Consider the following 25212-nt stretch of genomic DNA (forward strand, 5'->3'; position numbering starts at 1 on the left):
TTAGGAGCAAGGGACATCACCTTGTGTCTCACACAAGAAAAAGTCACAACGGCAAGTTTCGTTTCCGGAAAAGGACGATGGCAAGACCATAGCTCAGCAGACCAATCAAGATTAAAATGATTACTGAGACGAGGACCTCTCCTTCCCCACTGGCGATTTTTCCAGGTTCATAAAGCGAAAACGGCGTAAAATGCCGAATCCAGTCGATTTTCATGACGATTTTCCCCATCATGTTCATGCCGTAAAATAGAAAAGTTACACCACCGGCGACCGCAAAAGCATTTTTTTCATCGTTGAACAAACAGGAAATCAAGAACGAATAACCGCTGACGGCTAAGAACAAGCAAAACCCGACGTAGTTGATTTGGAAAAACTCAGTGAGTGCGATTCGGTCCGTATCGATTAAGAACCGTGCTGCGAGCGCCCCGCCTGCGAATGTCAAAACATGAATCACAATTAAACCACTGATTAAGACGAGCATTTGTGTGACGATGACTTTCGTTCGTGAAACCTGCGTCGATAAAAGATAGGCCATCGAGCCGCGATCGACGAGCCGTGCGACGAGTTGAATCGCGACCATCACGCTAAAGACACCCAGGATTAAGAGATAAAACAGACCATAGTATTCGGCCGAGATGAATTGACCGTAGTTGCTGATCGACTCCATTCCGAATGCCCGCATCATTCCTTCCGGTAAGATCTGCATCATGTCGTCAATCTGTTCCATGTTGTCGTCGAGCAACGGATAAAGGGAGGTAATCAACGTGACATAAATGGCTGAGCCGACCCCGAAACCAAAAAACATCTTCAGATGGAGCTGCATCATATGACGATAAAGGGCGAGATTCATTTCCCCAACTCCTTTTGATTATAATAATCCATAAAAATTTGTTCCAAGCTTTGGTCATCGGCACTGATGTTCTTGACGTGATACGGGGCGAGCGTTTGGATGAGTAAATCATAATTCCCACGGAGTTCGATCCGGACCGTCCGCACGTCGATTCGCTCCGTCGTCAAGGCGGAAGCAAGCAGAGCGGCTACAGCCACTTCTTCATCGAGCGTGACGTTAAATGATTTTCGTTGCATCGTCTGCAACTCATGAATATTTTTTGTCGCGACGATTTTTCCGTCACGAATAATCGCTGCCCGGTCGCATGTCCGCTCGATTTCAGCAAAACTATGAGACGACATCAAGAAGGTCTTGCCACGTGCTTTTTCTTCAAGGACGAGTTCGATGAATAAGTTCTGCATCAATGGATCGAGTCCCGACGTCGGCTCGTCGAGGATATAGATTTCCGGGTCATGCATGAATGTCGCGACGATCCCAATCTTTTGCTTCATTCCTTTTGACATCTTGCGAATCGGTGTGTTCGGGTTGAATTGGAGCTTTTTAATCAACTCGTCACGTCTGTCCGGATTGTCTGATCCTTGCATACCGGCCATCATGTTGAGGAACGCAAGCCCCGTCATTCCGTCGAGGAACGCCATTTCGCCGGGTAAATAACCGACGTGACTTCGCGCTTGCGCCTGATTTGCCCACGTATCGAGCCCTTTTATCGTCGCCCGCCCGCGTTGCGGCTTCATATATCCCATCAAATGGCGAATCGTCGTTGATTTTCCGCTACCGTTCGGTCCGAGAAACCCGAATACTTCGCCTTTCTCCACATTGATCGTGACATCAAAAATTCCTTTTCCGTTTGAAAACTGTTGCGTCAGATTCTCGATGTTAATCATGTCACCCCTCCTGAAAGTTTGAAAGAATTCTCCGGCATTGATACTTTTAATACCTTTCAAGAAAAACGAACAGTTCTCCTCTTTCAGCTGAAAAAGTCCGTTATTCCAACCAGCTTGCGCACGAGCAACGCTAATTCGACAAAAAAAGCGGATATCCCTCGAAAACATCAGGGGTATCCGCTCTCGTACTTAAAATAACTCGTTTCAGGCAATCCTTCATTAAGATGGCAATGCATTATCGGCGACAAATGGACCAAAGATAACCGGTAACGGCTCGAGGATCTGTTGGACGTCCGCAATGAACCGACTCGATCCACTGACGAATACGATCGGGTCGTCGCTTGCAATCATCTCTAAAAATTCAGCCGCCCCTTCATCCGTACTATTTTGGTGTATAGTATGGAAAACAAGTCCCTTTTGAATAAGTCCTTCGAGTGTCATCATCAACTTAGCCGAGAGCACCTTCATGTCGTTAAAATGGACGAGCGTCGTTTTCCGTTGATTCGTCAAAGCATACCTTGCTTCGTCAATGACAGCACCTAAATGATGTGTTTCTGCGATTAACAGCACTTCAAGCTGCCTCGAGTCGTCACGAGAAGAATACTTACAAAAATGACGACACGTATCGACGAGTTGGTGATGGACGACAGACCATGCCTCGAGCAATGGGTCTGTCGCTTCAAGCTCAAATTCCCATTGCACGGCGAGCAGGATCTCCTGACTGACGATTTCTGGGTAAGACAGAATGAACGATTTCGTTTGATTGATTTCTTCGAGTAAAATGAGTTTAAACAACTCACTCGGTTCTTGTTGGTTCGTCACGTGATGCAACAGGCGACTGAGGCGTAAAATCCGAAGTTCACGATTTTGTAAACGCATGTCCTGCTGTCCCATTTGTTCAAGCTGTCGGCTATGATTTTTTTCTAACTGATCATAAAACCGGCTCGCGATGCGGAAACCGCGTTTATCCACTTCCGGACCAATCTTTTGTAAGAGGTGTAATGCTTGATCAAAATGCATACCATGACCTACCTTTCCCCCTCATTATGCCCGAACCCCTAAGTAAAAACAATCTTCAAAAAAGTATAGTAAATACTTGTTTCATCCAACACATTTAAACTTGTTCTTCTCTCCTGTCCATTTTAGAATCTAGGGTAAGTAGGTGATATATATGCGCATGACACGTTATACGGATTATGCGATCCGGTCGCTTTTATTCGCAGGCGCACATGCGGATCGACTTGTCCGAATCCAGGAAGTAGCGGACTGTTACGACATTTCTAAAAATCATCTGATGAAAGTCGTCTATCGTTTAGGACAAAATGGTCTGATTCATTCTGTCCGTGGTCGTGGTGGTGGATTTCGCTTAGCAAGTCCTCCGGATGAAATTTATCTCGGTGACGTCGTGCAGTTGTTCGAACCAACGACTCACTTTTTGGACCCGCAAGAGGGAATGGTGGAACATCCATCTCTTGACCCTGCACGAACTGCCTTTGATGAAGCGATTGAAGCGTTCCATCAGGTACTTAATAGTTATACGATCCAGGATTTACTGCATCCGGCAAATGAACTGCATCCACAAATTCTTGAAATGATTCCAACGCGCAATTGATGCGTAGCGGAATCATTTTTTGTTGCGCCCGCATCATCAACGATTTCTCATCCGCTGCGTGGTATACTCATATAAGAAAGGAGGGGTACAGATGAACCCTCATGAAGAACTCAATAGCCTATATCTTCGATTGAAAGAGGAAAATCCGTCACTCGAACGTGGCGAATCACTTTGGACGATTTTTGAAGATACGACCGACGATTCACTTCGCCCCTTAGCATTATGGACCTTTTCTCAAAACCAGTTTGATCTCGGACATTTCCGCTCGTTCCTCGTCTCGTTTTCATTATTGATGGACTGGATTCGTAAGGACGAACTGACACTGACACATAAACAGGAGCTTGACCTGTACTGGAACTATAAATCGTATTTGATTTATGCCGCTGAACAAGAAGACGTTTCGATCGCTTTGTTAGAGGCGGATTATGAACGTTTTAGCGACTTTTGTGACGCCAACGGATTTGCGCGGACCCGTGATTATATCGGTTTCATGATTTACAGTAAACTTGGTGACGAAGAACAAGCGGATCAATACTTGGAAGAATGGATTGATGCCCCTTCCGATGAACTGAGTGACTGTCCGTCGTGTGAAGGATTCAGCCGGATGACGTATGCGATTGAACGTGGTTTCGAAGACCGGGCACTTCTATTGTATGCAGCAATCCGACACGAGCGCGGTTGTTCACGGATGCCGGACCAGGCACATCCGTACATCTTGCCATTGTTCATCAGTCGTAAACAGGACCGATTCGATTGGATGGAGAAACTCACACAAGAAGTACGCCGCGTCAAGCCCCTCTTCACAGGTGGTGACGAACCGTATCATCTTTATGCCGAAATGTATTACAACCCGAATTACGTCTGGTCGATGGAAGAGAAAAAACAATTGATTCCGCTTTTGACAGATCGCGGCTACCTTCAGTTCTTACTCGCTCATTACGCAGCCTCTTACCGATCAGCCCGTAAAGAAGAAGCCGGCTATCTCGGATTGCTCCGTTCGAATATTTATGAAATTGCCCAAAGTCTTGACCACCGCATTGACGGTTCCTTCTATCTAGACTTTGTCGAACGTGAACTTAAACGGGTCACACAATTTGTCGGTTGATGCACCACGAAAGGAAGTGTCGTCATGCTTGATCATGTTCAGTTAGCTGCGCCACCTGCTTCAGAAGATGCGACCCGGGCTTTTTATGCCGGGCTACTACATATGAAAGAAGTCGAAAAGCCCGTCGGTGTCCGTGCGACGGGTGGCGTTTGGTTTACAAGTCACGCTGCAGCGATTCACGTTGGCATCGAACAAAATTTTCAGCCGGCTAAAAAAGCACATCCCGGCCTCACGTTTCCCGACTTGGATGGTGTCGCCGAGCGCTTGAATAAAGCCGGTCATCCGGTCACGTTTGACGATCGGCTTGCACCGCGCCGGCGATTGTTTACGGAGGATCCGTTCGGAAACCGGATCGAGTGTATCGAAAGCCAGTTGACGCCGATTACTCCGGATAAACTAAAGGCAGGTTCGCATGTCCGTCTCCTTGCGCCTGCTTCGAGCTTAGCGAGTGTCGATGAAAAAATCATCAATGACGCCATCGAACTGTTAGAAACGCTCGGACTCCGCGTCTCAATCAGTCAACATGCCCGCGCCGTCAATCCGTTCGGTTCGAGCGACCCGGCTTGCCGAATCGACGATTTACATGCCGCTTTCGCCGACAGCGACGTCAACGCGATTCTTTGCGTACGCGGTGGCTTCAGTTCAAACGAATTGCTTGCGGGACTCGACTACGATTTGATTCGGACCCACCCGAAGATTCTTTGCGGGTTCTCTGACATTACGGCGCTCAGTAATGCGATTTTCACAAAAACAGGTCTCGTCACCTACTCAGGACCGATGCTACGCGTACTCAGTTCGCGTGACGCCTATACGCTCGACTACTTCAAAAAAATGTTCTTCGACGTCCAAGCGATCTCCGTTCGTCCGAGCGTCAACTGGCATGACTCGTTTGACGGCCGGACCGTCACGTCGTTGAACGACGGGCACCTCGTTTTAGCGAGTGGAAAAGCGAGTGGTCGGATTCTCGGGGGGAACCTTTGTACGTTGAACTTATTACAAGGAACGCCGTTTTTCCCCGATTTACGTCAAGCCGTCCTCTTCTTAGAAGACGACTACGAAGTCCATCCGGCGACGTTTGCCCGTGATTTTGCTTCGTTACTGGCACAACCGGGCGCTGACGAAATCCGCGGGATCGTCTTCGGCCGGTTCCAACTGACAACGAAGATGACGGAAGAACATTTACGTTATCTCGTCAGTCTCTACCCGCAACTTAAAACCATCCCCGTCATCGCGAATGCGGATTTCGGTCACACGGAACCTTTATTTACGTTCCCGATTGGCGGGATCGCCGAGCTTGACCATGATCAAATCACGCTAAACGCGAAATAAAAAGAAGGAGTCGCGGCAATCCGCGTCTCCTTCTTTTTTTAATAGTCGAGCAATCTCGAAGCGTCGATTTGGCGCTTCGATCCATCGGCGAACATTTCAAGTGTCGCGAGGATCTGATGATCTATAAGGTCATATTTCACTAATGTAAAATCTTCAAGAGTCGAGATTGTCTTAAACGTCTTCCCGACGGTAAATGCCCGCTTGCGACTGGCATCAAAAGCAGGAATTGTCACGAATACGACCGTGATTTCCGTTCCACTCGTATCATAATAAAATTCGACGACGCGACCGTCTGCTGTCTCGGGTAAGTTCCCCTTTTGCGGTCGTCCGGATTCATCTAATTGTACATATGGCTGTAACATCTCTTCTCCTCACTTTCTCCGTCATTCATCATAGCATGAGAAAACCATTTATGCTAATCTATAAATGATGTTGAAAGGGGGATGAGTCACGGATGGCATGGTTCATGAACGGAATTTTGCTCTGGGGCTTTATCATGATTACACTAATGGCGATTGGCGGCTTCTTCATGTTCCGGAAGTTCTTAAAAAAACTCCCGAAAGAAGACGGCAAATCGATGATGGATTGGGAAGATGAGTACATCGACCAAACACGACACTTGTGGACGGACGAGACAATGGAGTTATTGAATGCCCTCGTCATGCCTGTTCCGGCGGCGTTTCGTGACGTCGCACGGCGGAAAATTGCCGGACGGATCGGTCAGTTCGCACTTGAAGAACGTGCATCGGTCATGACGTCAGAGCTTGTCGTCAAAGGATATATTTCAGCGACTCCAAAACGTGATCATAATTTTTTGAAAAAAGCCTTAAAAGAACACGCAATCGATTGGCGTGAATACGAACTCTACTTCCAAAGTTAATGATGGCAGAATCAATCTACTTTGAGTGAACGAGATTCTATGTGATGTATTCAAAAAATGACCGCCTTGTCCATTAAATCGGACAAGACGGTCATTTTTCATGATTGTGGTAAATGTTCGACGGGAACAATCCCCGACTTGACTTGTTTGTACTTCAGATACATGGCGATCCGCCACGGGACGATCATTCCGAACGCGACGAGGTAGAAAATTCCACCTGTCTCAAAAATATCGATTTGACCCCCGATCACAAATTTTGCGACCGTCCGTACGAGTAAGATTCCGAATAAGACGATAAAAAATGCTTTTGAACGTTGCAAATAAATTTGACCTTCTGCTTCATAAAAATTTGACGTCTTAATCAAGAAGACACTGAAAATCATCCCGACAATCAATGCTTCCGCGACCTCCGTCCATGTCAGACGAGATGCCGGGTATAAAAATTGCAACATCCCGGTCGACATCGCGAACGGAGGGATTAAAATCTTTTTGGCATTTGTCGGTTTCGCCGACGCCTTCACCCGTATGAAGCTGATGAGTAACCCCATCACGAGCGCAACCCCTGTTGATATCCAAATCATCTCATCACTTCCTCGATTAAAATCCTGTAAATCCAACGATATCACTCATCCAGGCCGCAAATTTACTCAAGCCATTGAAATACAACATGACTCCGAAGACCATCATCAAGGCGCCACCGAATTTCGTCATTTTGAGACTGTACTGGACAAGGAGTTTCGAACGTCCAACAAAAAAGGCCATTAATAAGAAGGGAATCGAAAATCCAAGGACATAAAACAGCATGTAGAGCATACCTTGGCTCGGATTCGTCGCCGCTAGACCGATGACACCAGCAAGGATTGGACCTGTACATGGTGTCCAGCCTGCCGCAAATCCGATTCCGACGAGGACTGTACCGATGTAACCGCCCTTGCGTTCACCAAGATTCAATTTTTTTTCACGCATCAAGAACGTCGGCTGCCATAAACCGACTAAGACGATCCCGAAGACGAAAATTACGAGGGCCCCAACCATCCGTAATGTATCGCGATACGTGATGAAGACGTCCGCAAAGAGTGACGTCGATAATCCAAGGACGACGAATACGAGTGCGAACCCGACTAAAAAGGCGAGTGTATGGAAAAGTGAACGTCTTTCCCGGACACCTTTTTCTTTTAAATCCGTTATAGATACTCCGGTAATGTACGAAAGAAATACCGGATACAACGGTAGCGTACAGGGAGACACGAATGACAGTAACCCTGCCCCAAATGCTAACCACAACGAGAGCTCCATTTCAGCAGCTCCTTTCTATAAGAAGAAGTTCTTCTCTATTTTGCCAAACTCCGCATCATTTAGCACCTATTATCTCACAAAAGATAAGAAAGATTCGTGACTTCTCAAATTACAAAAAAATTACATTTACTTTATCTTACTAAAATTTCGTTGCACTCCGAATAATCACTTGCTAGAATATGGATACGACACCAATGTAAGGGAGACTGCTATGACAAGCCAACAATTACTGACCTTAGCAATTGAAGCAAAACGAAGCGAACTGTATCTTCAAGCAGATCGGTCTAGTTTCACCTCCCCACATGTATTGAAGCTCAGTCATGAACTCGATCTGTTATTAGTCGAGTACACACGGATTATGCAAACTTATGCCGTTGGCTCTTCAAATGAGCGGCTCCTCACATAAAACGAAAATTCAATGCAGTCATTTCGTGGCACCTTCCATTAAGTGTACTTGTTTGATCACTAATCCTTTTTAAGCAAACCCTCTTTCCATTCAGAGGGTTTGTTTTTGTTCAATCGCTTTTTCATTGTCATGCCCCCCTTCTTCTCTCAAACTTCGCCTCCGGTCTGATTAGAAGATGGTTCAACTTATTTTTAGACAAGGGATTGATTCATGACTTTTGTACATTACAATTGCTTCCGTTTATTCTTTATATAGGCATAAAGACTTATGAACCGACTTAAAAACCATGCTTTATGACCTACTAATGACAAAAACACGCTTTTTGCAATCTGTTTGTCACACTGACCTCTTTTGTAACTTTAATGACATTGACCTGTAAACGCACTACCCGGTTTCGGGGTGTAGAGTAGGAACAGTAAACACAGCATATGTCAGGAGGACATCAATAATGAAAAAAGCAGTTTTCGCTGCAGGACTTGCAGCAACGGCTCTATCAGTAGGATTCGCCCAAGAGACAGAGGCTGCCTCAGAGACGGTAAAAGTAGACACAGCAGTACTCAACGTTCGCACAGCACCTACAACAGCATCAGCAGACGTAGGTAACGTATATAAAGGGCAAACATTAAATGTCGAAGGACGTTCTGGTGCATGGATCAAAACAAGCATCAATGGCCAAAAACGTTATGTACATGGCGCATATACTACTGCTGCCTCATCATTCGACTTTAAAAAAGCTACAGTCACTACGGCAGTATTAAACGTTCGGACACAACCTACTACGAACTCGAAAGATGTAGGTAACTTGTATAAAGGTGAAACAGTAAACGTAGAAAGTAAAGTCGGTTCTTGGATTAAAACAACAATCGATGGTAAAACGCGCTATGTGCATAGTGCTTACACTACACTTTCTGGTTCTACTGCTTCGACTTCAGCAGCTCCAGCTCCTAAAGCAGAAGCAAAACCAGCACCAAAACCAGCGGCTAAACCGGCTACTGCAACTAAACAAACGACTTCAGCGAAGTCTGGTACTAAAGTGACGATGAACGTAAGTGCATACACGAACGATCCATCAAGCAACGGTAGCCAGCTTTACAACGGTCGTGCATTGACTGCTAGCGGTTATGATGTAACAAACACGATCACGTACAATGGTATGCGTATCGTAGCAGCTTCTTCACAATACCCGATTGGCACACGGATGCACATTTCAGGTATCGGTGAAGCAATCGTTCTCGACCGTGGTGGCGCAATTCAAGGTAACAAACTTGACCTTCTCGTTGGTTCACAACAAGAAGCAATCAACTGGGGACGCCAAAACGTCACAGTAACTGTCTACTAATTAAAAAAAGTAACAGCAAAACCTGCCGGGCGAGATCGCCTGGCAGGCCTTTTTGTGTGCATTTACGTAATCGAAGTCACATGACCCGACTGTAATTGATACATTTTTTTATAGAGTCCGTCTTTCGCAATCAACGTTTGGTGATTTCCTTGTTCGACGACTTCCCCTTGATGTAACACAAGAATTAAGTCGGCGTCCTGAATCGTCGATAATCGGTGAGCGATTGCAATCGTCGTCCGCCCTTCCCGCATTCGTTTCAATGCCGTCTGGACTTTCTCTTCCGTCTCCGTATCGATTGAACTTGTCGCTTCATCCAAGATTAAGATTTTTGGATCACGCGCCATCGTTCGTGCAAATGAAATCAATTGCCGTTCTCCGGCTGAGAACGTTGCCCCGCGCTCGGCGACCGGGCTATCGTATCCCTCGTCAAGTTGGTGAATGAAACCATCCGCCTGAACGAAACGGGCCGCCTCTTCAACGGTTCCGAACGAAATCCGATCGTCAAACAACCGAATGTTATCAGCGACACTTCCCGTAAAGAGGAACGAATCCTGCAGGACAAGTCCGACGTGACGCCGTAATTCATCTTCCGGTAACTGTTCGAGCGGTTTTCCATCAATCAAAATTCGTCCCGACTGATAGGCATAAAACCGCATCAAGATGTTGATGATTGAACTTTTCCCGCTTCCCGTCTGACCGACAAGGGCAATCGTCTGTCCTTTTTTCGCTTCAAAGGTAATCCCTTTCAAGACTTCCGTCTCTCCATCATAACTGAACCGCACGTCTTCAAAGACGATATGTCCATCCGTGACGCTCGCTGCACCAGGCAACCCTTTCGTCGGTTCCGGCTCATCCGTATCGAGAACCTTAAACACACGGTCGGCCGAAACAATCGCCTGTTGGAATTCAGACAACCGTTGCATGATTTGTTGAACGGGTTGGAAAATGCGTTCAAGATAACTAATGAAGGCATAGACGACACCGACTTGAACCGTCTCCGTAAATGATAAGAATCCAAAGTACGTGACGAGTGTCGCGATTGAAAGCGCCAGCATCAGTTCAATGATCGGACGAAGTAACCAACTGTCGAGCTTTAAGTTTTTATAACGACCATTTTGGTGGGCGACGTTCGTCTCTTCAAATTCCGCCATTAATCGTTTTTCTTGGCGGAATTGCTGAATGATCGCCATCCCGTTGATTGATTCATTTAACTGCGCATTGATTTTCGATAACAAATCGCGGACTTCTGCATAATATTTCGTCGAGTACTTGCGGTAGATCCAGATGACGAAATAAAATACAGGCAGTAAGACAAGTGCGATTGTCGCAAGCGTCGGGTCCAAGAAATAGAGGAAGATATAAGTTCCGATCAATTGGACACCACTTTGGACAAACGTCGAGAGGACGCCGATGTAGAGTTCCTTGATCGCTTCCGTATCATTCGTGATCCGCGAGACTAAAACCCCAGCCGGTGTCCGGTCAAAGTAAGCGAGTCGCAGGTGCATGACGTGACGAAACACATCAATCCGTAAGCGCTGAATGACTTTTAACGCGATTTTTTGAAATTCAAATGCTTGCAAATAATCGACGATAATCCCTGTCGTATGCAAGATGAGGTAGGCACTAAATAATAAGGCGACTTCCTGGACTGGATAATTACCAGTCGTGACATAGTTGTCAATGAAGATTTTAACTAAATAAGGTCCTCCGAGTTTCGCACCCGTCGTGACCAATAAGAGAAGGAACGCCACAAAGACTTGTTTCTTAAAGGGACCGACAAACCGAAGCAGACGCTTCAAGACGTCTTTTTCATTGATATCATGATTCAAACGGTCCACCCCCTTGTTCAACTAATGATTCGAGTTGTTGATGGTCATACGTTTCTTTATACCAGCCTTTTCGCCGCAATAACTGCTCATGTGTCCCCCGTTCGATGATCCGTCCCGCGTCGAGAACGATGATTTCGTCCGTATGGGAAACGGCCGACAAACGATGGGCGACGATGATTTGCGACTGTTCGTTATCAGCCGTGCGGAAATGATCGATGATCGCCTCTTCTGTCTTCGCATCGACGGCCGATAACGCGTCATCGAGCACTAAAATCGGACAGTCGGCGAGTAACGCCCGGGCAATCGAAATCCGTTGTTTTTGTCCACCGGATAACGTCACGCCACGTTCTCCAACCATCGTCGCGTAGCCTTCTTTAAAACCAAGAATATCGTCATGGACAGCAGCAACACGAGCTGCTTCCATGATTTGTTCCATCGAAGCGTCCGGTTTCGCAAAAGCGATATTGTCCGCAATCGATGCTGAGAACAAGAAATGGTCTTGCGGGACGACGGCGATCTGCTTCCGGACCGTTTCGCGGAGGAGTTGTTTAATATCTTGCCCTCCCATTCGAATAGCCCCTTGTTTGACATCATATTCGCGGGTTAATAACCGGACAAACGTCGACTTTCCAGCACCTGTCCGCCCGACGATTCCGAGCGACTTTCCAGGCTCGAGTGTGACATCAATCTGTTCGAGAACCGGCTGTGTGTCATAGATAAAACGGTCAATCGCGATATCGAGTCGTGGTGAATCGACGGTCGTCACCGCTTCCTTCGCATCTTTAATTTCCGGCTCCACGGCAAGCATCCGTTCGATTCGATCATACGAAGCACGTCCTCGTTCGACGATATTGAATAACCAGCCGAATGCGAGCATCGGCCACGTCAAGAGACCTAAGTATGTAGTGAAGGCGACGATGTCACCGATCCGGATTTCCCCTTGTTGTAACAAATATGCTCCGTATCCGACGGCGATGATATACGATAAACCGACGAGTCCAAAGATCGTTGGATCAAACAACGCATCAATTTTCGCGACACGACGGTTTTTTTGAACGACGTCGTCCGATAACGATGTGAATGTCGTCACGTCTGACTCGACTTCACCCGTCGCTTTTAAAACACGGACGCCACTGATACTTTCTGCTACTTTGTCATTCAAGTCAGAAAAGGCTTCCTGTGCATCATGAAAACGGGAATGCAGCATCTTTCCGTAACGCGATGTCAAGTAGACCATCAACGGCATCGGCAGAAGGGAAACGAGCGTCAGTTTCCAACTGATTGTCGTCACCATCATGACAACGACAAAACTTCCCATTGTCACAGAATCGACGAGCGTCAAAATCCCTGCCCCTGCCGTCATTGAAACCGCTTGGACATCATTCGTCGCATGCGCCATTAAGTCTCCACTTCGATATTTCTTATAAAACGATTGGTCTAAATCTGAAAAGTGACCATAAAGCTGACTCCGCAACAACCGGCCCAATCGGATCGATGCGCCGAAGATGTAAAAACGCCAAAAGTAACGGATGACGTAGGTCGAGACTCCGATCAACACGAGCACCCCGGCGAGTGTAAACAATCGCTCTTTCGTCAATGTACCGTCACTTAATCCATTGACCGTCGTCCCGATGACTTTTGGTGGAATCACTTCGAGACCTGCGACAAAAATCAAACAAATGATGCCGATGCTATATGCTTTCCATTCAAGTCGGAAAAACCAACTCAATTTCTTGAAGACTCCCATTCAAGTCTCCCCCCCTTTTTCAAATCAATTGAGTATTTTAAATAGTCTCACATTTTAGATTAGCCATCTTTCCAGTAAATAGCAAACAAAAAGGAGACCACAAGGGCCTCCTTTTGAAACTGCTTATTTTTTAGGTGATTTCATCGAACCACTCATTGAACGCATCACTTGGTTAACTTTCTTTTGTGATGGCTTTTGACCCATTTGCATCATCAATGTCTTAATCATATCTTCGTTGATTGGCGGGTTTTGCTCCAAATAGTTCATCATGTATCGACGAGCGATATAGAAACCAAGGGCGACACCTGCTACCAAGCAAAGAAGGGCAATTAAAATCCAAATCCATGTAGCCAAGTTGCTTCCTCCTCTAACTTAAAACGTCGCTTTTTACTATACTATAATTCTAACCGTTTGCATAGATAATGCATGAAAAAGGTGCGCATGAACGCGCACCTGTTCCACTTATCCGAGTTGCTTGACTGTTTCTAAGATATTTTCGACAGACATGCCGTACTCTTTTAATAGAAGGTCTCCTGGAGCCGATGCGCCGAAACGATCGATTCCGATGACTTGTCCTTCTGTTCCCACGTACTTGTACCAACCGAGTGACGCGCCTGCTTCGATCGCAAGACGTTTCGTGATCCGTTTTGGTAAGACAGATTCTTTGTACTCAGCTGTTTGCGCTTCGAACAACTCCCATGATGGAAGTGAAACGACCGCAACCTTTTCACCCAGTTGTTTTTGTGCTTCGACGAGCAAGTGAACTTCTGAACCCGTTCCCATCAAGATTGTATCTGCTGTGTTTACGTCACCTGCGATAACATAACCACCCTTTTCAGCACCTTCGACTGTCGTGCCTTCCAGTTCAGGTAAACCTTGACGTGTCATAACGAGCAACGTCGGTTTGTTTTTCGATTGAACAGCTGTTTTCCAAGCGGCAATCGTTTCTTTTCCGTCTGCCGGACGATAGACCGTCAAGTTCGGCATCGCACGGAAACTCATCAAGTGTTCGACTGGCTCGTGTGTCGGACCATCTTCTCCCACTGCGATCGAGTCATGCGTCAAGACGAAGATTGATTGAATCCCCATCAATGCTGCAAGACGGACTGCCGGGCGCAAGTAGTCTGAGAAGACGAAGAATGTCGCACCGTAAGGGATGACGCCACCGTGAAGTGCCATTCCGTTAACAGCTGCTGCCATCGCGAACTCACGGACACCGAACCAAATGTTACGGCCGCTTGGATCGATATCGAAGTCAGCTTCGCCTTTTAGCATCGTGTTGTTCGAACCAGCTAAGTCAGCTGATCCCCCGAAGATTGATGGGATGTTTTTCGCAAGAGCGTTTAAGACTTCTCCACTCGTCTGACGTGTTGCTTTTTTCGATGTCAGATCATATGTCGGAAGATCTGCTTCCCAGTTGCTCGGCAATTCATTGTTGATCGCTTGAACAAGCTCAGCGTGCAATTCCGGATGTGCTGCTTTGTATTGCTCCATTTTTTCCGTCCATGCTGCTTCTGTATCAGCGCCACGTTTTTCGATGCGCTCCTCGAACAAGTCTTTGACTTCTTCCGGTACATAGAATTCTTCATGATCCCAAACGTAGCTTGCTTTCGTCAACTTGATTTCCGCATCGCCGAGTGGTGCACCGTGTGAAGCCGATTTCCCTGATTTGTTCGGCGAACCGAATCCGATAACCGTTTTGACTTCGATCAATGTCGGTTTTGTTGTTTCCGCTTTCGCCGCGTCGAGTGCTTTTGAAATCGAATCGATATCCGTTCCATCTTCAACACGGATGACTTGCCAGTTGTATGCTTCAAAACGTTGTTGGACGTTTTCAGAGAATGACTTGTCCAAGTCGCCATCAAGCGAGATATCGTTTGAATCATACAGGACGACGAGTTTACCAAGACCTAAATGTCCTGCGAGTGAAGCCGCTTCTGCAGAGACACCTTCCATTAAGTCACCGTCTCCGCAAATGCCGTATGTGAAGTGGTCGACGACGTTTAGGTCGTCACGGTTGTATTTCGCTTCGAGGTGACGTTCTGCCATCGCCATCCCGACGGCCATCGCGATGCCTTGCCCGAGTGGACCAGTCGTCGCATCGACACCTGCTGTGTGACGGTATTCCGGGTGACCCGGTGTTTTTGAGTTCCATTGACGGAATGACTTCAAGTCATCCATCGCGAGGTCGTATCCTGATAAATGGAGGAGTGAGTAGAGAAGCATTGAACCGTGTCCTGCTGAAAGTACAAAACGGTCACGGTTAAACCATTCTGGATTTTTAGGGTTGTGGTTCATATGATCCGCCCATAATGTAAATGCCATCGGTGCTGCACCCATCGGCATTCCCGGGTGGCCCGAGTTCGCTTTTTGTACTGCATCAATTGATAAGGTACGAATCGTATTTACTGCTAATAATTCTACTGTTGTCATGTTCGTCAAAACAATCATCCTCTCTCTTTTTCACAAATTCTATATCATTTTAGCACACACAGAAATGTGATACAACTTTTCTAAATAGTATGTCACATTAAAATGAATGCGCTCTCTATTGCCCTTTTCAAGCAACTTTCATGATACACATTACTGATTTTCCCATTAAAAAAGCTACCTCGCTCACGGATTGAGCGACGCAGCTTTCGTTCATACAAAACTTGCTTACTGTTTATTGCGTTCTTCTTCTTGTGCTTGCTTCAATTTTTCAGGCGTAACATCCGTTCCTTCTTCATCAACGATTTTGATGCCCATCATTTGATTTTTGAACGAACCACGAAATGCTTCTAAATAGGCCGTTCTTAATTCTTTTTGTTCCGCCGTCTCAGCTTCCGTTAACGGTTCGACTTTTGATTTATTGGCAAGTTCATTAATTCGATCGAGTTGTTCTTGTGATAACATAATATCCCTCTTTCTCTTTGACTCAACGCGGAGCACTTTAATAGTAACCTTACTGTAAAAGACCCGAAAAAAAAAAGCAAGTTTGTCGCGTCAAGATGACACAACACCTGCTTTCATTCATAAGACTGGACAACTTCTTTATATTCAAGATAACGCCGGTTGACCGTCGCTTTCGAAATATCATGCCCCATGCCGCGTAAGGTCGTCGCGATGTCAGCAAACGTCAAACCAAGTTCACGTAATCGAACGATTTCTTCAATCGGGACTTCCTTTCGACTGCGGCCGGCATTCTCGCCTTGCCGATTGAGATTTTGTTCGGGTCTAAAACCATTATCGACAGCCCGTCGCATGCCGCGTGCAATTTTTGCATTGTGGAGCTTACGCTGGTATTCCTCAACGAGTGAAACGATCTCGAGGACCATTGCTTCCGCATCCGCCAGTTTGTATTCACCGTCTGACTCCATCGTCATCAACTGGACATCATGTTTTTTGAACGTATGCAAAATCGCGATTTTGGCGTTTCCTCGTCCGATTCGTGTATCGTCCGTCACGAGCACCGCTTCCACCAGATGACGCGTTACATAATCCAGAACGGTTAACATCCCTTCTCGCTCTACATCATAGCCACTTTCTTTTTCGACGATGATATCTATGATTTCAAATCCTTTTGTTAAAGCGAGTCCCGACAGTTCTGCTCTTTGCCGCTCCAGTGAGCTCTCTTGTGCTTCTTTTTCCGTCGAGACGCGACAGTAGATTACTACTTTCATCGTACCTCACACCCCTGTTCGTTCATTCAACAACTTTTATATTCTGTCATTGTTGTGCGATTGGTACAACGATTTTGTCTTTCGAAATGACATGTTTTGTTTCGAGCTCATTGTTCTTGATCAGCCAGTCAATGTATTCCTGGTTCGTCATCGAACCATCATTGTAGACTTCTGCAACTTGTTCGACCGTTACGTTCTCATCGACCGTGACTGACGCCGTGAGTAATTGGTGGACCTTTTCATCCGGTCGTGGTGTTAAAAGAAAAAGAATGAAGGCAAAACTGAGCGTATAAAACAGAATTGAAAAGGCATGAGTACGAATAGAATGAATCATCATGAATCCCTCCAAATAGGTTATTAGAATAAATGTTCTCGGAACAATTGTTCGCATAATCTATAATAAACACAGAACCAGTGTTCGGTCAACACAAAAACATCGAACAATTGTTTGTACGCTCATTTGTTCTATGTTATAGTAATTCTAGAAACATATATTCCTAAATCCTAAAAAAACCAATCCGGAAAGAGGTGGCAATTCGTATGCGGAAAATGTCTAAACGTCAACAAGAAATCCTTGACTACATCATCGCTGAAGTGAAGTTAAAGGGCTATCCACCTTCAGTTCGCGAAATTGGTGAAGCTGTTGGTCTTGCTTCAAGCTCAACGGTACACGGTCATTTGGATCGTCTAGAAAAACGTGGACTGATTCGCCGTGACCCGACGAAACCACGCGCGATTGAAATATTGCTTGATAAACCTGAAGAAATCAACGAAGCGATCGTCCATGTCCCCGTTATCGGCAAGGTAACTGCCGGACTTCCGATCACTGCGATTGAAAACATAGAAGAGCATTTCCCACTCCCTGCACATTATGTAGGAAATGAAACCGTCTTTATGTTGACGATTGATGGCGAATCGATGATTAATGCAGGTATTCTTGATGGCGATCGTGTTATCGTGCGTCAACAAAACACAGCAGAAAACGGGGAGATTGTCGTTGCGATGACCGAAGATAGTGAAGCGACAGTCAAACGGTTCTTCTTAGAAGATCAACAGGTACGTCTTCAACCAGAAAATGACTCGATGGACCCGATGTATTTCGATAACGTGTCGATTCTTGGCAAGGTCATCGGCGTTTACCGGACGATTCACTAAGAGAGGGACCAGCTGAGCTGGTCTTTTTTCATGCCTTCTGGAAATGTACATGATACGGTCAACTCCGTTGCCCTCACGGGATATGTTGTTTATTCGGTCGCAACGAACCAAACGGATTGGCTCCCGACCGCTGTCGGAATCGCCGTCGGGACATTATGGCTTTCGCCCGACTTAGACTTAAAATCGGAACCTTACTATCGTTTTGGCCCTTTGCGTGTCCTTTGGATGCCATACGTCAAAATTATGCCGCACCGCTCCATCTGGTCGCATGGCTTAATCATCGGAGATGTCATCCGCCTACTCTACAGTGCTGCTTTATTGATTCCGCTTCTCTTTTTAGCCTTCTATAGTGAAATCATTCAAGCAAGCACGGTCGACTCATTGATTGACGTCATGCCTGCTTTTATTATCGGTGTAATGACCGCAAGTACGATTCATATCATCCTTGATCATACGAGTAGTTGGTTCCGCCCTAAAAAGAAACGAAAAAAACGTCGATCCTGACTTTTTCCATTCAATCATGGAAAAAGTCTTTTTATTATCCAATTCTAATTTTTTTAAACCTAAATATTGAAAATTTCTATTCCTATATTTCAATTATTTGTATTGAAAACGTTATCAATTCGGGTTAGGTTTAAATAGAAAGGCATTATTCGCTTTAATCCAAAGGGAGGGTTTTTGCATGAGTAATTTTATTAGTGAGATGATGGGAACATTGATTCTCATCCTACTCGGGGATGGCGTCGTCGCCGGTGTCGTTCTGAAGAAAACCAAGTCTGAAAATGGTGGCTGGATTGTCATCACGCTCGCTTGGGGTCTCGCCGTTATGACCGGTGTTTACGTCGCGGCATCCAGTGGTGCCCACTTGAACCCAGCGGTTACTTTGTCGCTCGCGCTCAATTCTGACTTACCGTGGGCAGATGTACCTATCTATATCGCTGCTCAACTTGTCGGAGCATTCCTTGGCGCAGTACTCGTTTGGCTTCATTACATGAAACATTTTGAAGCGACAGAAGATCAAGCCGCAAAACTCGGTGTATTCGCGACAGGTCCAGCGATCCGTCATACGGGATCAAACTTAGTATCTGAGATCATCGGGACATTCGTTCTCGTCTTTGGTATCTTGGCGCTTGGAGCGAATACGTTTGCAGACGGACTCAATCCATTGATTGTCGGTCTCCTCGTAGTCGTCATCGGTCTTTCGCTCGGTGGTACGACGGGTTATGCAATCAACCCTGCCCGTGACCTTGGTCCACGTATCGCCCACGCGATCTTACCGATTCCGGGTAAGGGATCATCAGACTGGGGTTACTCATGGATTCCGATTGTCGGACCAATCATCGGAGGCGCAATCGCCGTCTTCATCTATCAACTGCTATTTTGATTGAGCATTAGGTATCTTAACTATTCAAGGGGGACTCACAGATGGAAAACAAGTATATTTTAGCACTCGACCAAGGAACGACAAGCTCACGCGCCATCATTTTCGATCATGATGGTCAAATCGTCAACTCTGCTCAACGTGAATTCAAACAATACTTCCCACAACCAGGCTGGGTCGAGCATGATGCAAATGAAATCTGGGGTTCGATTTTAGCAGTCATGGCGGATGCACTCGGAACGGCTGACATCAAACCGAGTCAAATCGCGAGCATCGGAATCACGAACCAACGTGAAACGACAGTCGTTTGGAACAAGGAAACGGGAAAACCAGTTTATCATGCCCTTGTCTGGCAATCGCGTCAAACGGCCGACATTTGTGATGAGCTAAAAGAACAAGGACTCAATCAAAAATTCCGCGATAAAACCGGCTTACTCATCGATGCCTACTTCTCAGGAACAAAAGTCAAATGGATTCTAGATAACGTCGATGGTGCACGTGAGCAAGCAGAGAACGGGGAACTGCTCTTCGGTACAATCGATACGTGGCTCGTCTGGAAGCTCTCAGGTGGAAAAACACATATCACAGACTACACGAATGCCTCACGGACACTCATGTACAACATTTACGAACAACAATGGGATGACGAGTTACTTGAAATCCTGACTGTCCCTAAATCGATGTTGCCAGAAGTCCGTCAATCAAGTGAAGTCTACGACAACACAGTCCCGTATCACTTCTTCGGCTTCGAAGTTCCAATCGCCGGCATCGCCGGTGACCAGCAAGCTGCCTTGTTCGGTCAAACGTGCTTTGAACCGGGCGAAGGGAAAAACACATACGGTACAGGTTGCTTCATGTTGATGAATACGGGCGAAAAAGCCGTTTCTTCAGACCACGGACTCCTGACGACGATCGCTTGGGGCGTCGACGGCAAAGTGGAATACGCACTCGAAGGTTCAATCTTCGTTGCCGGTTCTGCAATCCAGTGGTTACGTGACGGTCTCCGGATGCTGAAACATGCGAAAGACTCGGAAGGCTACGCCTTGAAAGTCGATTCAACAGACGGTGTCTACGTCGTTCCTGCTTTCGTTGGTCTCGGTGCACCGTACTGGGATAGCGATGTTCGTGGTGCCATCTTCGGATTGACACGCGGAACGGAAAAAGAACACTTTGTCCGTGCAACACTCGAGTCACTCGCTTACCAAACACGCGACGTCTTGACAGCGATGCAGCAAGATTCCGGCATCGAACTGAAAACGTTACGCGTCGACGGTGGAGCCGTCGCGAACGACTTCTTGATGCAATTCCAATCGGATATTCTCGGTGTTCCAGTTGACCGCCCGGAAATCAATGAGACGACGGCACTCGGTGCAGCCTACCTCGCTGGACTCGCTGTCGGCTACTGGAAAGATAAAGCTGAAATCAAAAAGCAGTGGAAACTCAACCATCAATTCACACCTGAAATGAAAGAAGACGATCGCGAAAAACGTTATGCCGGATGGCAAAAAGCGGTCGAAGCGACAATGGCCTTCACACCGAATAAAAAAGAAGCCAACGCAAACGTCTAATCGAATAACGATGACTTTTGCACCACTCTATTAAAAAGAAGCGATTTCGATATCACTCGAAATCGCTTCTTTTTTGTCTTTGACCTTTTAATTCATACACCTTCTCAATCCCACACCAAAGAACTCCCCTCTAAGCGAACAGGCAGATACCTGACTTAGAAGGGAGACCGGTCTTACGCGAATCATTTAGGCGAATTCATTTTTCAATCCGTCAACGACTTCAGTCAGTGACTTCGATTGACCACTTAAGACAGCCGCGAGGAATGCCCCTTCGACGAGCGGCGCCTCAACGAATTGGACCGTTTTATCACCGCTGTACAGTTCAAGGGCCAACTCCGCATTCATTGTTGCAGAACCGATATCCGTCAAGATGACACCGTCATCGTCGAGCGCATTCAACGTCTCTTCAATGCGCGAAGCATCTGTCCCGATGCTTCCATCCACTAAACCGGCCGCTAGCAGGATTGGTGTATCCGGTGCCATTTCGGCAAGCAGTTCCTTTAGACCAGTCGCCAGTTTTTCACTGTGTGAAACGAGAATTACATTAACCATGTAGCACCTCCACGATTTCTTGTAACAAGAGTGCACTCGATAAAGAACCTGGATCTTGCACGCCGACTGTCGCGTCTCCAAAGTAGGAAGCCCGCCCTTTCGTCGCGACACGTTCTTTTGTATCACGGAGCGCTTGTTCGAGTGCAGCGTTTAAATCCGCCTCTTTGCTCAAGGCCTCATTGAAAGGTGTCCAAATGTCGACCATTGTTTTCTGACCGAATTCAGACTTTCCACGCATCTTGATGCCTTCCGTCGCTTCAACAAAAGCTTGTGCCAGTTCTTGCCCTTCCACTTCTTTTTTCCCTTTAAAGGCTCCGGCGAACTTGACGAACGCTGTTCCGTATAACGGACCAGACGCCCCACCGACCGTCTTGATTAACGTCATCCCAACTTGTTTTGACAAATCACCTAAATCTTCATACTCACCATGTGCTTCTAATTCTTTTTGGACGGCTTGAAAACCACGTGACATGTTAATCCCGTGATCACCGTCGCCGATTTCACGATCAAGATCGGTCAGTTCATCTTTATGGGCTTCAATCTGTGCTGCTGCCTTCAGTAAACTTTCACGAAACTGTTCTGTCGTTAACTTCATTTCAATCCACCTCTTCTATTTCTTTTAAAAATTTTTAGTTTGATTAAAAACCGATTGCATTCGTTTTTGCGTCAAGGTAACCGACGAGCTCGTCGTCGACCGGAAGTAACGTAATCGAGAAACCGTGCATCTCAAGCGATGTCATATAGTTTCCAACGTATGGACGGACGATGTCGTAGCCTTTTGCTTGTAATTGTTCCGCGACATACTTGTAGGTGATGTAGAGTTCCGATTCCGGCGTTCCACCCATACCATTGACCATGACAGCGACTTTTTTGTCTGTTACTTCTGCTGTCAGTCGGTCGAGCAGTTCCGTGACGATTGCTTCAACGGACGCAACCGGTTTCCGGTCGATTCCTTTTTCACCATGGATTCCAATTCCGATTTCCATCTCATCTTCATGTAAGTCGAAACCAGGTTTTCCGCTTTCCGGCATGTAACACGGTGAAAGTGCCATCCCAATCGAACGCACGCTTCCGATGACTTTCTCGGCAATTGCTTTGACTTCAGCAAGCGACTTGCCTTCCGCCGCTGCCGCACCGGCAATTTTATGGACAAAGACTGTACCCGCGACACCGCGGCGATCTTCTTCTTTTTTGATGGCGATGTCATCCTTTACGACAACCGTCTCGACTTCGATCTCTTCAAGTTCTGCCAGTTCCTTCGCCATATCAAAGTTCATGACGTCCCCGGAATAGTTTTTAACGACGAGAAGTACGCCTTTACCAGCATCTGCTGCCTTGATCCCTTCAAGGACCATATCTGGTGTCGGTGAGGTGAAGACCTCTCCACAAACTGCTGCAGCTAACATCCCGTCACCAATGAAACCAGCATGGGCTGGCTCATGCCCACTGCCGCCACCCGAAACGAGGGCAACTTTTCCGTTCAGTGGTTCTTTTCGTTTTACGACATTGACGCCGTCGACTTTCGCATATAAATCCGGATGAGCTAAAACGAGACCTTCCACCATATCTGATACGAATCGGTTGGCATCTTGCATTAATTTATCCATCTTGAACGCTCCTTCGTCTAACGAATTTTTGCACTACCACTTAGTCTTTACCACAATTCAAGCAAACTTATGTCAAGAAAACATATGAAAATATTGACCACTTAGTGTCCATTTTTGAGTACGGATGCTATGCTCATCTTACATGTCAAAAAAGGAGGAATTGTATCGTGTCTTCTTCATTCCAAGCAGGAATCAAAGCCTGTTTACCAACTGTTCTCGGTTATCTCGGAATCGGCTTTTCTGCCGGCATCGTCGGTCGTGCCTCCGGTTTATCCCCTCTTGAAGTCGGATTCATGTCCGTCTTCATTTACGCCGGTGCCGCCCAGTTCATCATCACAAGTCTTTTATTATTAAATAGTCCCGCTTCTGCCATCATCCTGACGACGTTCATCGTCAATCTCAGGCACTTATTGATGAGTCTGACGCTTGCACCGCATGTTGAGACCCGGCATATCCGTGATCGGATCGGCGTCGGGACATTACTGACAGATGAGTCGTTCGCTGTCGCGATGAATGTTGCTCAAAAGAGCAAACTCTCTCCGTCATTCATGCATGGCCTGAACTTGACTGCATACCTTAGCTGGATCGTCGCAACTGTTCTCGGAGCACTCGTCGGCAGTTGGTTCCCTGATCCTGAGCGCTTCGGTCTCGACTTTGCCCTGACGGCGATGTTCATCGGCTTATTGTACTTACAGTTCGAAGGAGAACGTTCCCGCATTGCCGTGAACAGTTGCCTCTTACTGATCGTCTTACTATTGCTTTACATCACCATGCGCTACTTTTCTCCAGAAGTCGCCGTTCTTTGCGCGACGCTCGGTGGTGCAAGTATAGGAGTCGTGATCACACGATGGAAATCCGTCCAGAATTAATCGCTCTTTTTTTAGCTTGTGGACTCGTCACTTGGATTCCACGCGTCTTACCGTTTCTTGTCCTTCATGGACTGACGTTACCACGCCTCGTAACGGAATGGCTCTCCTTCATTCCGGTCTGCCTGCTTGGTGCCCTCTTTTTTCAAAATCTACTCATCGCGCAAGACGACGCGTTTCCGACGATTTCGACGCTTCATGTCTTCGCAGCACTACCGACGATGGCGGTGGCAATTTTCAGCAAAAGTCTATCCTGGACGGTCGTGACCGGTGTCGTCACCATGGCATTTCTACGATTGTATCTGTAAGCACTTCATTCATCTTTAACATGTTTCGATGCATCCTTTGTGTTATCTTTAAAATAGAAATTAATGGATAGTGAAGGAGGTCCTGATGTGCCGAATAAGCAGTTTGTATCCTATTTGATATTGCTGTGCGCGATTTTTCTGATCGCGAGTCAAATGGATCTACCCTATATGCTAAAACAAGGACTGGTCGCGTTGTACGTCGTCGCCTATTTCTGTGCGATGGTTGTTTCTCGCAAAATGAAAGTCAGGGCTCACAAACAATGACTCGAAAAAATCTCCTCTGTTCTTGAGAGACTGGAGGAGATTTTTGTGTTCACGTATTTGCTTGTACGTCCTGATAATCCGATTGATGTTCAAACTCTTTTTTCGCAAACGGACATAATGGCAGTAGCTTGACGTTAACTTCCCGTGCCCAGTTGACGATTTCAGCAACGAGTTGTTCGCCGATTTGCTGGTTCCGGTGCGCGGGATCGACATACGTATGATCGATGATCCACATGCCGTTGTTCGTGTCGCTGTAGGTGATTTCTCCAATCACTGCACCTTCCTGATGGGCTTCGATTTTACGTTCCGCTCGTTTCAGTTCCATTTGCTTCCCTCCGTTCATAAGATAAAGCACCACTTGGACAGCCATTGATATGCTCCCCAAAAAGTAGACAGTTGAAATAAGAAAAACTGTTTACTTTTGAAAGGAGCTTTTTTCTATGTCCAAATTCAAGCGTTCCGCTAGTGAAAAACTATATGCCATCCAAACTTATGAAGAAGGAGTGTCCACGTTGTGGGAAGTCGCAAGACTCTTCGGGGTCACACAATCGACCCTACTCAGATGGAGACAG

At 46.4% G+C, this 25212-nt stretch carries 30 protein-coding genes; 13 read left to right on the forward strand and 17 right to left on the reverse strand.

Features of this window, described 5'->3' with window-relative positions; all coding sequences use genetic code 11:
* Window positions 1-43: 43 nt before the first annotated feature.
* From KNP88_RS10475 to KNP88_RS10485, 3 genes are all read right to left on the reverse strand, one after another.
* The gene (locus KNP88_RS10475; protein ID WP_214893678.1) at window positions 44-850 is read right to left on the reverse strand and encodes an ABC transporter permease subunit; all 807 of its coding nucleotides are present in this window, start codon (window positions 848-850) and stop codon (window positions 44-46) included.
* Complete coding sequence (locus KNP88_RS10480) at window positions 847-1734, reverse strand: ABC transporter ATP-binding protein (RefSeq protein ID WP_214893679.1); 888 nt, start codon at window positions 1732-1734, stop codon at window positions 847-849. The genes KNP88_RS10475 and KNP88_RS10480 overlap by 4 nt, the downstream gene beginning before the upstream one ends.
* Window positions 1735-1953: 219 nt before the next feature.
* Entirely contained in the window at window positions 1954-2754 is an 801-nt protein-coding gene (locus tag KNP88_RS10485) for a hypothetical protein (protein ID WP_214893680.1), read from the reverse strand.
* Between the two features lie 151 nt (window positions 2755-2905).
* Between KNP88_RS10485 and KNP88_RS10490 the strand changes: the two genes are divergently transcribed.
* The 3 genes from KNP88_RS10490 (at window position 2906) to KNP88_RS10500 (ending at window position 5780) form a co-directional block, all read left to right on the forward strand.
* On the forward strand, window positions 2906-3346 hold the full coding sequence (locus tag KNP88_RS10490; RefSeq protein WP_159173733.1) for an RrF2 family transcriptional regulator: 441 nt from the start codon (window positions 2906-2908) through the stop codon (window positions 3344-3346).
* A 91-nt stretch (window positions 3347-3437) separates the two neighbouring features.
* A complete protein-coding gene (locus KNP88_RS10495) occupies window positions 3438-4451 on the forward strand; it encodes a hypothetical protein (RefSeq protein ID WP_029333318.1) in 1014 nt (337 codons plus the stop codon).
* 24 nt (window positions 4452-4475) lie between these two features.
* Window positions 4476-5780, forward strand: a complete 1305-nt coding sequence (locus KNP88_RS10500) for a VOC family protein (RefSeq protein ID WP_214893681.1) — start codon at window positions 4476-4478, stop codon at window positions 5778-5780.
* Between the two features lie 38 nt (window positions 5781-5818).
* Here the strand turns inward: KNP88_RS10500 and KNP88_RS10505 are convergent, their stop codons facing one another.
* The gene (locus KNP88_RS10505; RefSeq protein WP_029333315.1) at window positions 5819-6142 is read right to left on the reverse strand and encodes a hypothetical protein; all 324 of its coding nucleotides are present in this window, start codon (window positions 6140-6142) and stop codon (window positions 5819-5821) included.
* 92 nt (window positions 6143-6234) lie between these two features.
* Between KNP88_RS10505 and KNP88_RS10510 the strand changes: the two genes are divergently transcribed.
* Window positions 6235-6660 (forward strand): DUF2621 family protein, encoded by a 426-nt coding sequence (locus KNP88_RS10510; protein WP_214893682.1) that lies wholly within the window; start codon window positions 6235-6237, stop codon window positions 6658-6660.
* A 98-nt stretch (window positions 6661-6758) separates the two neighbouring features.
* Here the strand turns inward: KNP88_RS10510 and KNP88_RS10515 are convergent, their stop codons facing one another.
* Window positions 6759-7241, reverse strand: a complete 483-nt coding sequence (locus tag KNP88_RS10515) for a CcdC family protein (RefSeq protein ID WP_029333313.1) — start codon at window positions 7239-7241, stop codon at window positions 6759-6761.
* Window positions 7242-7257: 16 nt separating this feature from the next.
* Window positions 7258-7956: a cytochrome c biogenesis CcdA family protein gene (locus tag KNP88_RS10520; RefSeq protein WP_214893683.1), complete on the reverse strand. Its 699-nt coding sequence runs from the start codon at window positions 7954-7956 to the stop codon at window positions 7258-7260.
* Between the two features lie 211 nt (window positions 7957-8167).
* On the opposite strand from KNP88_RS10520, the gene KNP88_RS10525 reads away from it, so the two are divergent.
* Entirely contained in the window at window positions 8168-8362 is a 195-nt protein-coding gene (locus tag KNP88_RS10525; protein WP_029333310.1) for an aspartyl-phosphate phosphatase Spo0E family protein, read from the forward strand.
* A gap of 448 nt (window positions 8363-8810) precedes the next feature.
* Complete coding sequence (locus KNP88_RS10530; RefSeq protein WP_214893685.1) at window positions 8811-9701, forward strand: SH3 domain-containing protein; 891 nt, start codon at window positions 8811-8813, stop codon at window positions 9699-9701.
* A 62-nt stretch (window positions 9702-9763) separates the two neighbouring features.
* Here the strand turns inward: KNP88_RS10530 and KNP88_RS10535 are convergent, their stop codons facing one another.
* The 7 genes from KNP88_RS10535 to yneA all read right to left on the reverse strand — a co-directional run bounded on the left by KNP88_RS10535 (window position 9764) and on the right by yneA (window position 17273).
* Window positions 9764-11530, reverse strand: a complete 1767-nt coding sequence (locus tag KNP88_RS10535; RefSeq protein WP_214767393.1) for an ABC transporter ATP-binding protein — start codon at window positions 11528-11530, stop codon at window positions 9764-9766.
* Complete coding sequence (locus KNP88_RS10540) at window positions 11520-13277, reverse strand: ABC transporter transmembrane domain-containing protein (RefSeq protein WP_029333305.1); 1758 nt, start codon at window positions 13275-13277, stop codon at window positions 11520-11522. The genes KNP88_RS10535 and KNP88_RS10540 overlap by 11 nt, the downstream gene beginning before the upstream one ends.
* A 123-nt stretch (window positions 13278-13400) precedes the next feature.
* On the reverse strand, window positions 13401-13631 hold the full coding sequence (locus tag KNP88_RS10545; protein WP_012370001.1) for a YneF family protein: 231 nt from the start codon (window positions 13629-13631) through the stop codon (window positions 13401-13403).
* 108 nt (window positions 13632-13739) lie between these two features.
* Window positions 13740-15728, reverse strand: a complete 1989-nt coding sequence (tkt, locus tag KNP88_RS10550; RefSeq protein WP_088836762.1) for a transketolase — start codon at window positions 15726-15728, stop codon at window positions 13740-13742.
* 207 nt (window positions 15729-15935) lie between these two features.
* Window positions 15936-16172 carry a DUF896 domain-containing protein gene (locus KNP88_RS10555; RefSeq protein WP_029333302.1) on the reverse strand — a complete coding sequence of 79 codons (237 nt, stop codon included), beginning with the start codon at window positions 16170-16172 and terminating at the stop codon, window positions 15936-15938.
* A 113-nt stretch (window positions 16173-16285) separates the two neighbouring features.
* Window positions 16286-16939 carry a YneB family resolvase-like protein gene (locus tag KNP88_RS10560; RefSeq protein ID WP_214807759.1) on the reverse strand — a complete coding sequence of 218 codons (654 nt, stop codon included), beginning with the start codon at window positions 16937-16939 and terminating at the stop codon, window positions 16286-16288.
* Window positions 16940-16985: 46 nt separating this feature from the next.
* Entirely contained in the window at window positions 16986-17273 is a 288-nt protein-coding gene (yneA, locus tag KNP88_RS10565; RefSeq protein ID WP_029333299.1) for a cell division suppressor protein YneA, read from the reverse strand.
* A 206-nt stretch (window positions 17274-17479) separates the two neighbouring features.
* Here yneA and lexA point away from each other — a divergent pair, with 206 nt between their 5' ends.
* The 4 genes from lexA to glpK all read left to right on the forward strand — a co-directional run bounded on the left by lexA (window position 17480) and on the right by glpK (window position 21043).
* Window positions 17480-18094 (forward strand): transcriptional repressor LexA, encoded by a 615-nt coding sequence (gene lexA, locus KNP88_RS10570; RefSeq protein WP_029333297.1) that lies wholly within the window; start codon window positions 17480-17482, stop codon window positions 18092-18094.
* A gap of 30 nt (window positions 18095-18124) precedes the next feature.
* Window positions 18125-18598 (forward strand): metal-binding protein, encoded by a 474-nt coding sequence (locus KNP88_RS10575; protein ID WP_088836760.1) that lies wholly within the window; start codon window positions 18125-18127, stop codon window positions 18596-18598.
* 178 nt (window positions 18599-18776) lie between these two features.
* On the forward strand, window positions 18777-19478 hold the full coding sequence (locus tag KNP88_RS10580; protein ID WP_214893687.1) for an MIP/aquaporin family protein: 702 nt from the start codon (window positions 18777-18779) through the stop codon (window positions 19476-19478).
* A 41-nt stretch (window positions 19479-19519) separates the two neighbouring features.
* On the forward strand, window positions 19520-21043 hold the full coding sequence (gene glpK / locus KNP88_RS10585) for a glycerol kinase GlpK (RefSeq protein ID WP_214804973.1): 1524 nt from the start codon (window positions 19520-19522) through the stop codon (window positions 21041-21043).
* 186 nt (window positions 21044-21229) lie between these two features.
* Here glpK and dhaM read toward each other — a convergent pair whose 3' ends face one another.
* Genes dhaM through dhaK form a run of 3 tightly spaced genes read right to left on the reverse strand, consistent with a single transcriptional unit; the run spans window position 21230 to window position 23202 of the window.
* Window positions 21230-21595: a dihydroxyacetone kinase phosphoryl donor subunit DhaM gene (gene dhaM, locus KNP88_RS10590; RefSeq protein WP_214893689.1), complete on the reverse strand. Its 366-nt coding sequence runs from the start codon at window positions 21593-21595 to the stop codon at window positions 21230-21232.
* Window positions 21588-22190 carry a dihydroxyacetone kinase subunit DhaL gene (gene dhaL, locus KNP88_RS10595; protein WP_214893691.1) on the reverse strand — a complete coding sequence of 201 codons (603 nt, stop codon included), beginning with the start codon at window positions 22188-22190 and terminating at the stop codon, window positions 21588-21590. The genes dhaM and dhaL overlap by 8 nt, the downstream gene beginning before the upstream one ends.
* 43 nt (window positions 22191-22233) lie before the next feature.
* Window positions 22234-23202: a dihydroxyacetone kinase subunit DhaK gene (gene dhaK, locus KNP88_RS10600; protein ID WP_214771793.1), complete on the reverse strand. Its 969-nt coding sequence runs from the start codon at window positions 23200-23202 to the stop codon at window positions 22234-22236.
* Between the two features lie 167 nt (window positions 23203-23369).
* Here dhaK and KNP88_RS10605 point away from each other — a divergent pair, with 167 nt between their 5' ends.
* Both KNP88_RS10605 and KNP88_RS10610 read left to right on the forward strand, forming a co-directional pair.
* Window positions 23370-24071, forward strand: coding sequence for an AzlC family ABC transporter permease (locus KNP88_RS10605; protein WP_214893693.1), 702 nt, complete (start codon window positions 23370-23372; stop codon window positions 24069-24071).
* The gene (locus tag KNP88_RS10610) at window positions 24050-24376 is read left to right on the forward strand and encodes an AzlD domain-containing protein (RefSeq protein WP_088836755.1); all 327 of its coding nucleotides are present in this window, start codon (window positions 24050-24052) and stop codon (window positions 24374-24376) included. Before KNP88_RS10605 ends, KNP88_RS10610 begins: the two co-directional genes overlap by 22 nt.
* Before the next feature lie 313 nt (window positions 24377-24689).
* Here KNP88_RS10610 and KNP88_RS10615 read toward each other — a convergent pair whose 3' ends face one another.
* Window positions 24690-24965, reverse strand: coding sequence for a GNAT family N-acetyltransferase (locus KNP88_RS10615; protein ID WP_088836754.1), 276 nt, complete (start codon window positions 24963-24965; stop codon window positions 24690-24692).
* 115 nt (window positions 24966-25080) lie between these two features.
* Between KNP88_RS10615 and KNP88_RS15830 the strand changes: the two genes are divergently transcribed.
* Window positions 25081-25212: hypothetical protein (locus tag KNP88_RS15830; RefSeq protein WP_214893701.1), on the forward strand; the 132-nt coding region annotated here is incomplete at its 3' end.

The sequence above is a fragment of the Exiguobacterium sp. H66 genome (assembly GCF_018618705.1).
Lineage (GTDB): Bacteria > Bacillota > Bacilli > Exiguobacteriales > Exiguobacteriaceae > Exiguobacterium_A > Exiguobacterium_A oxidotolerans.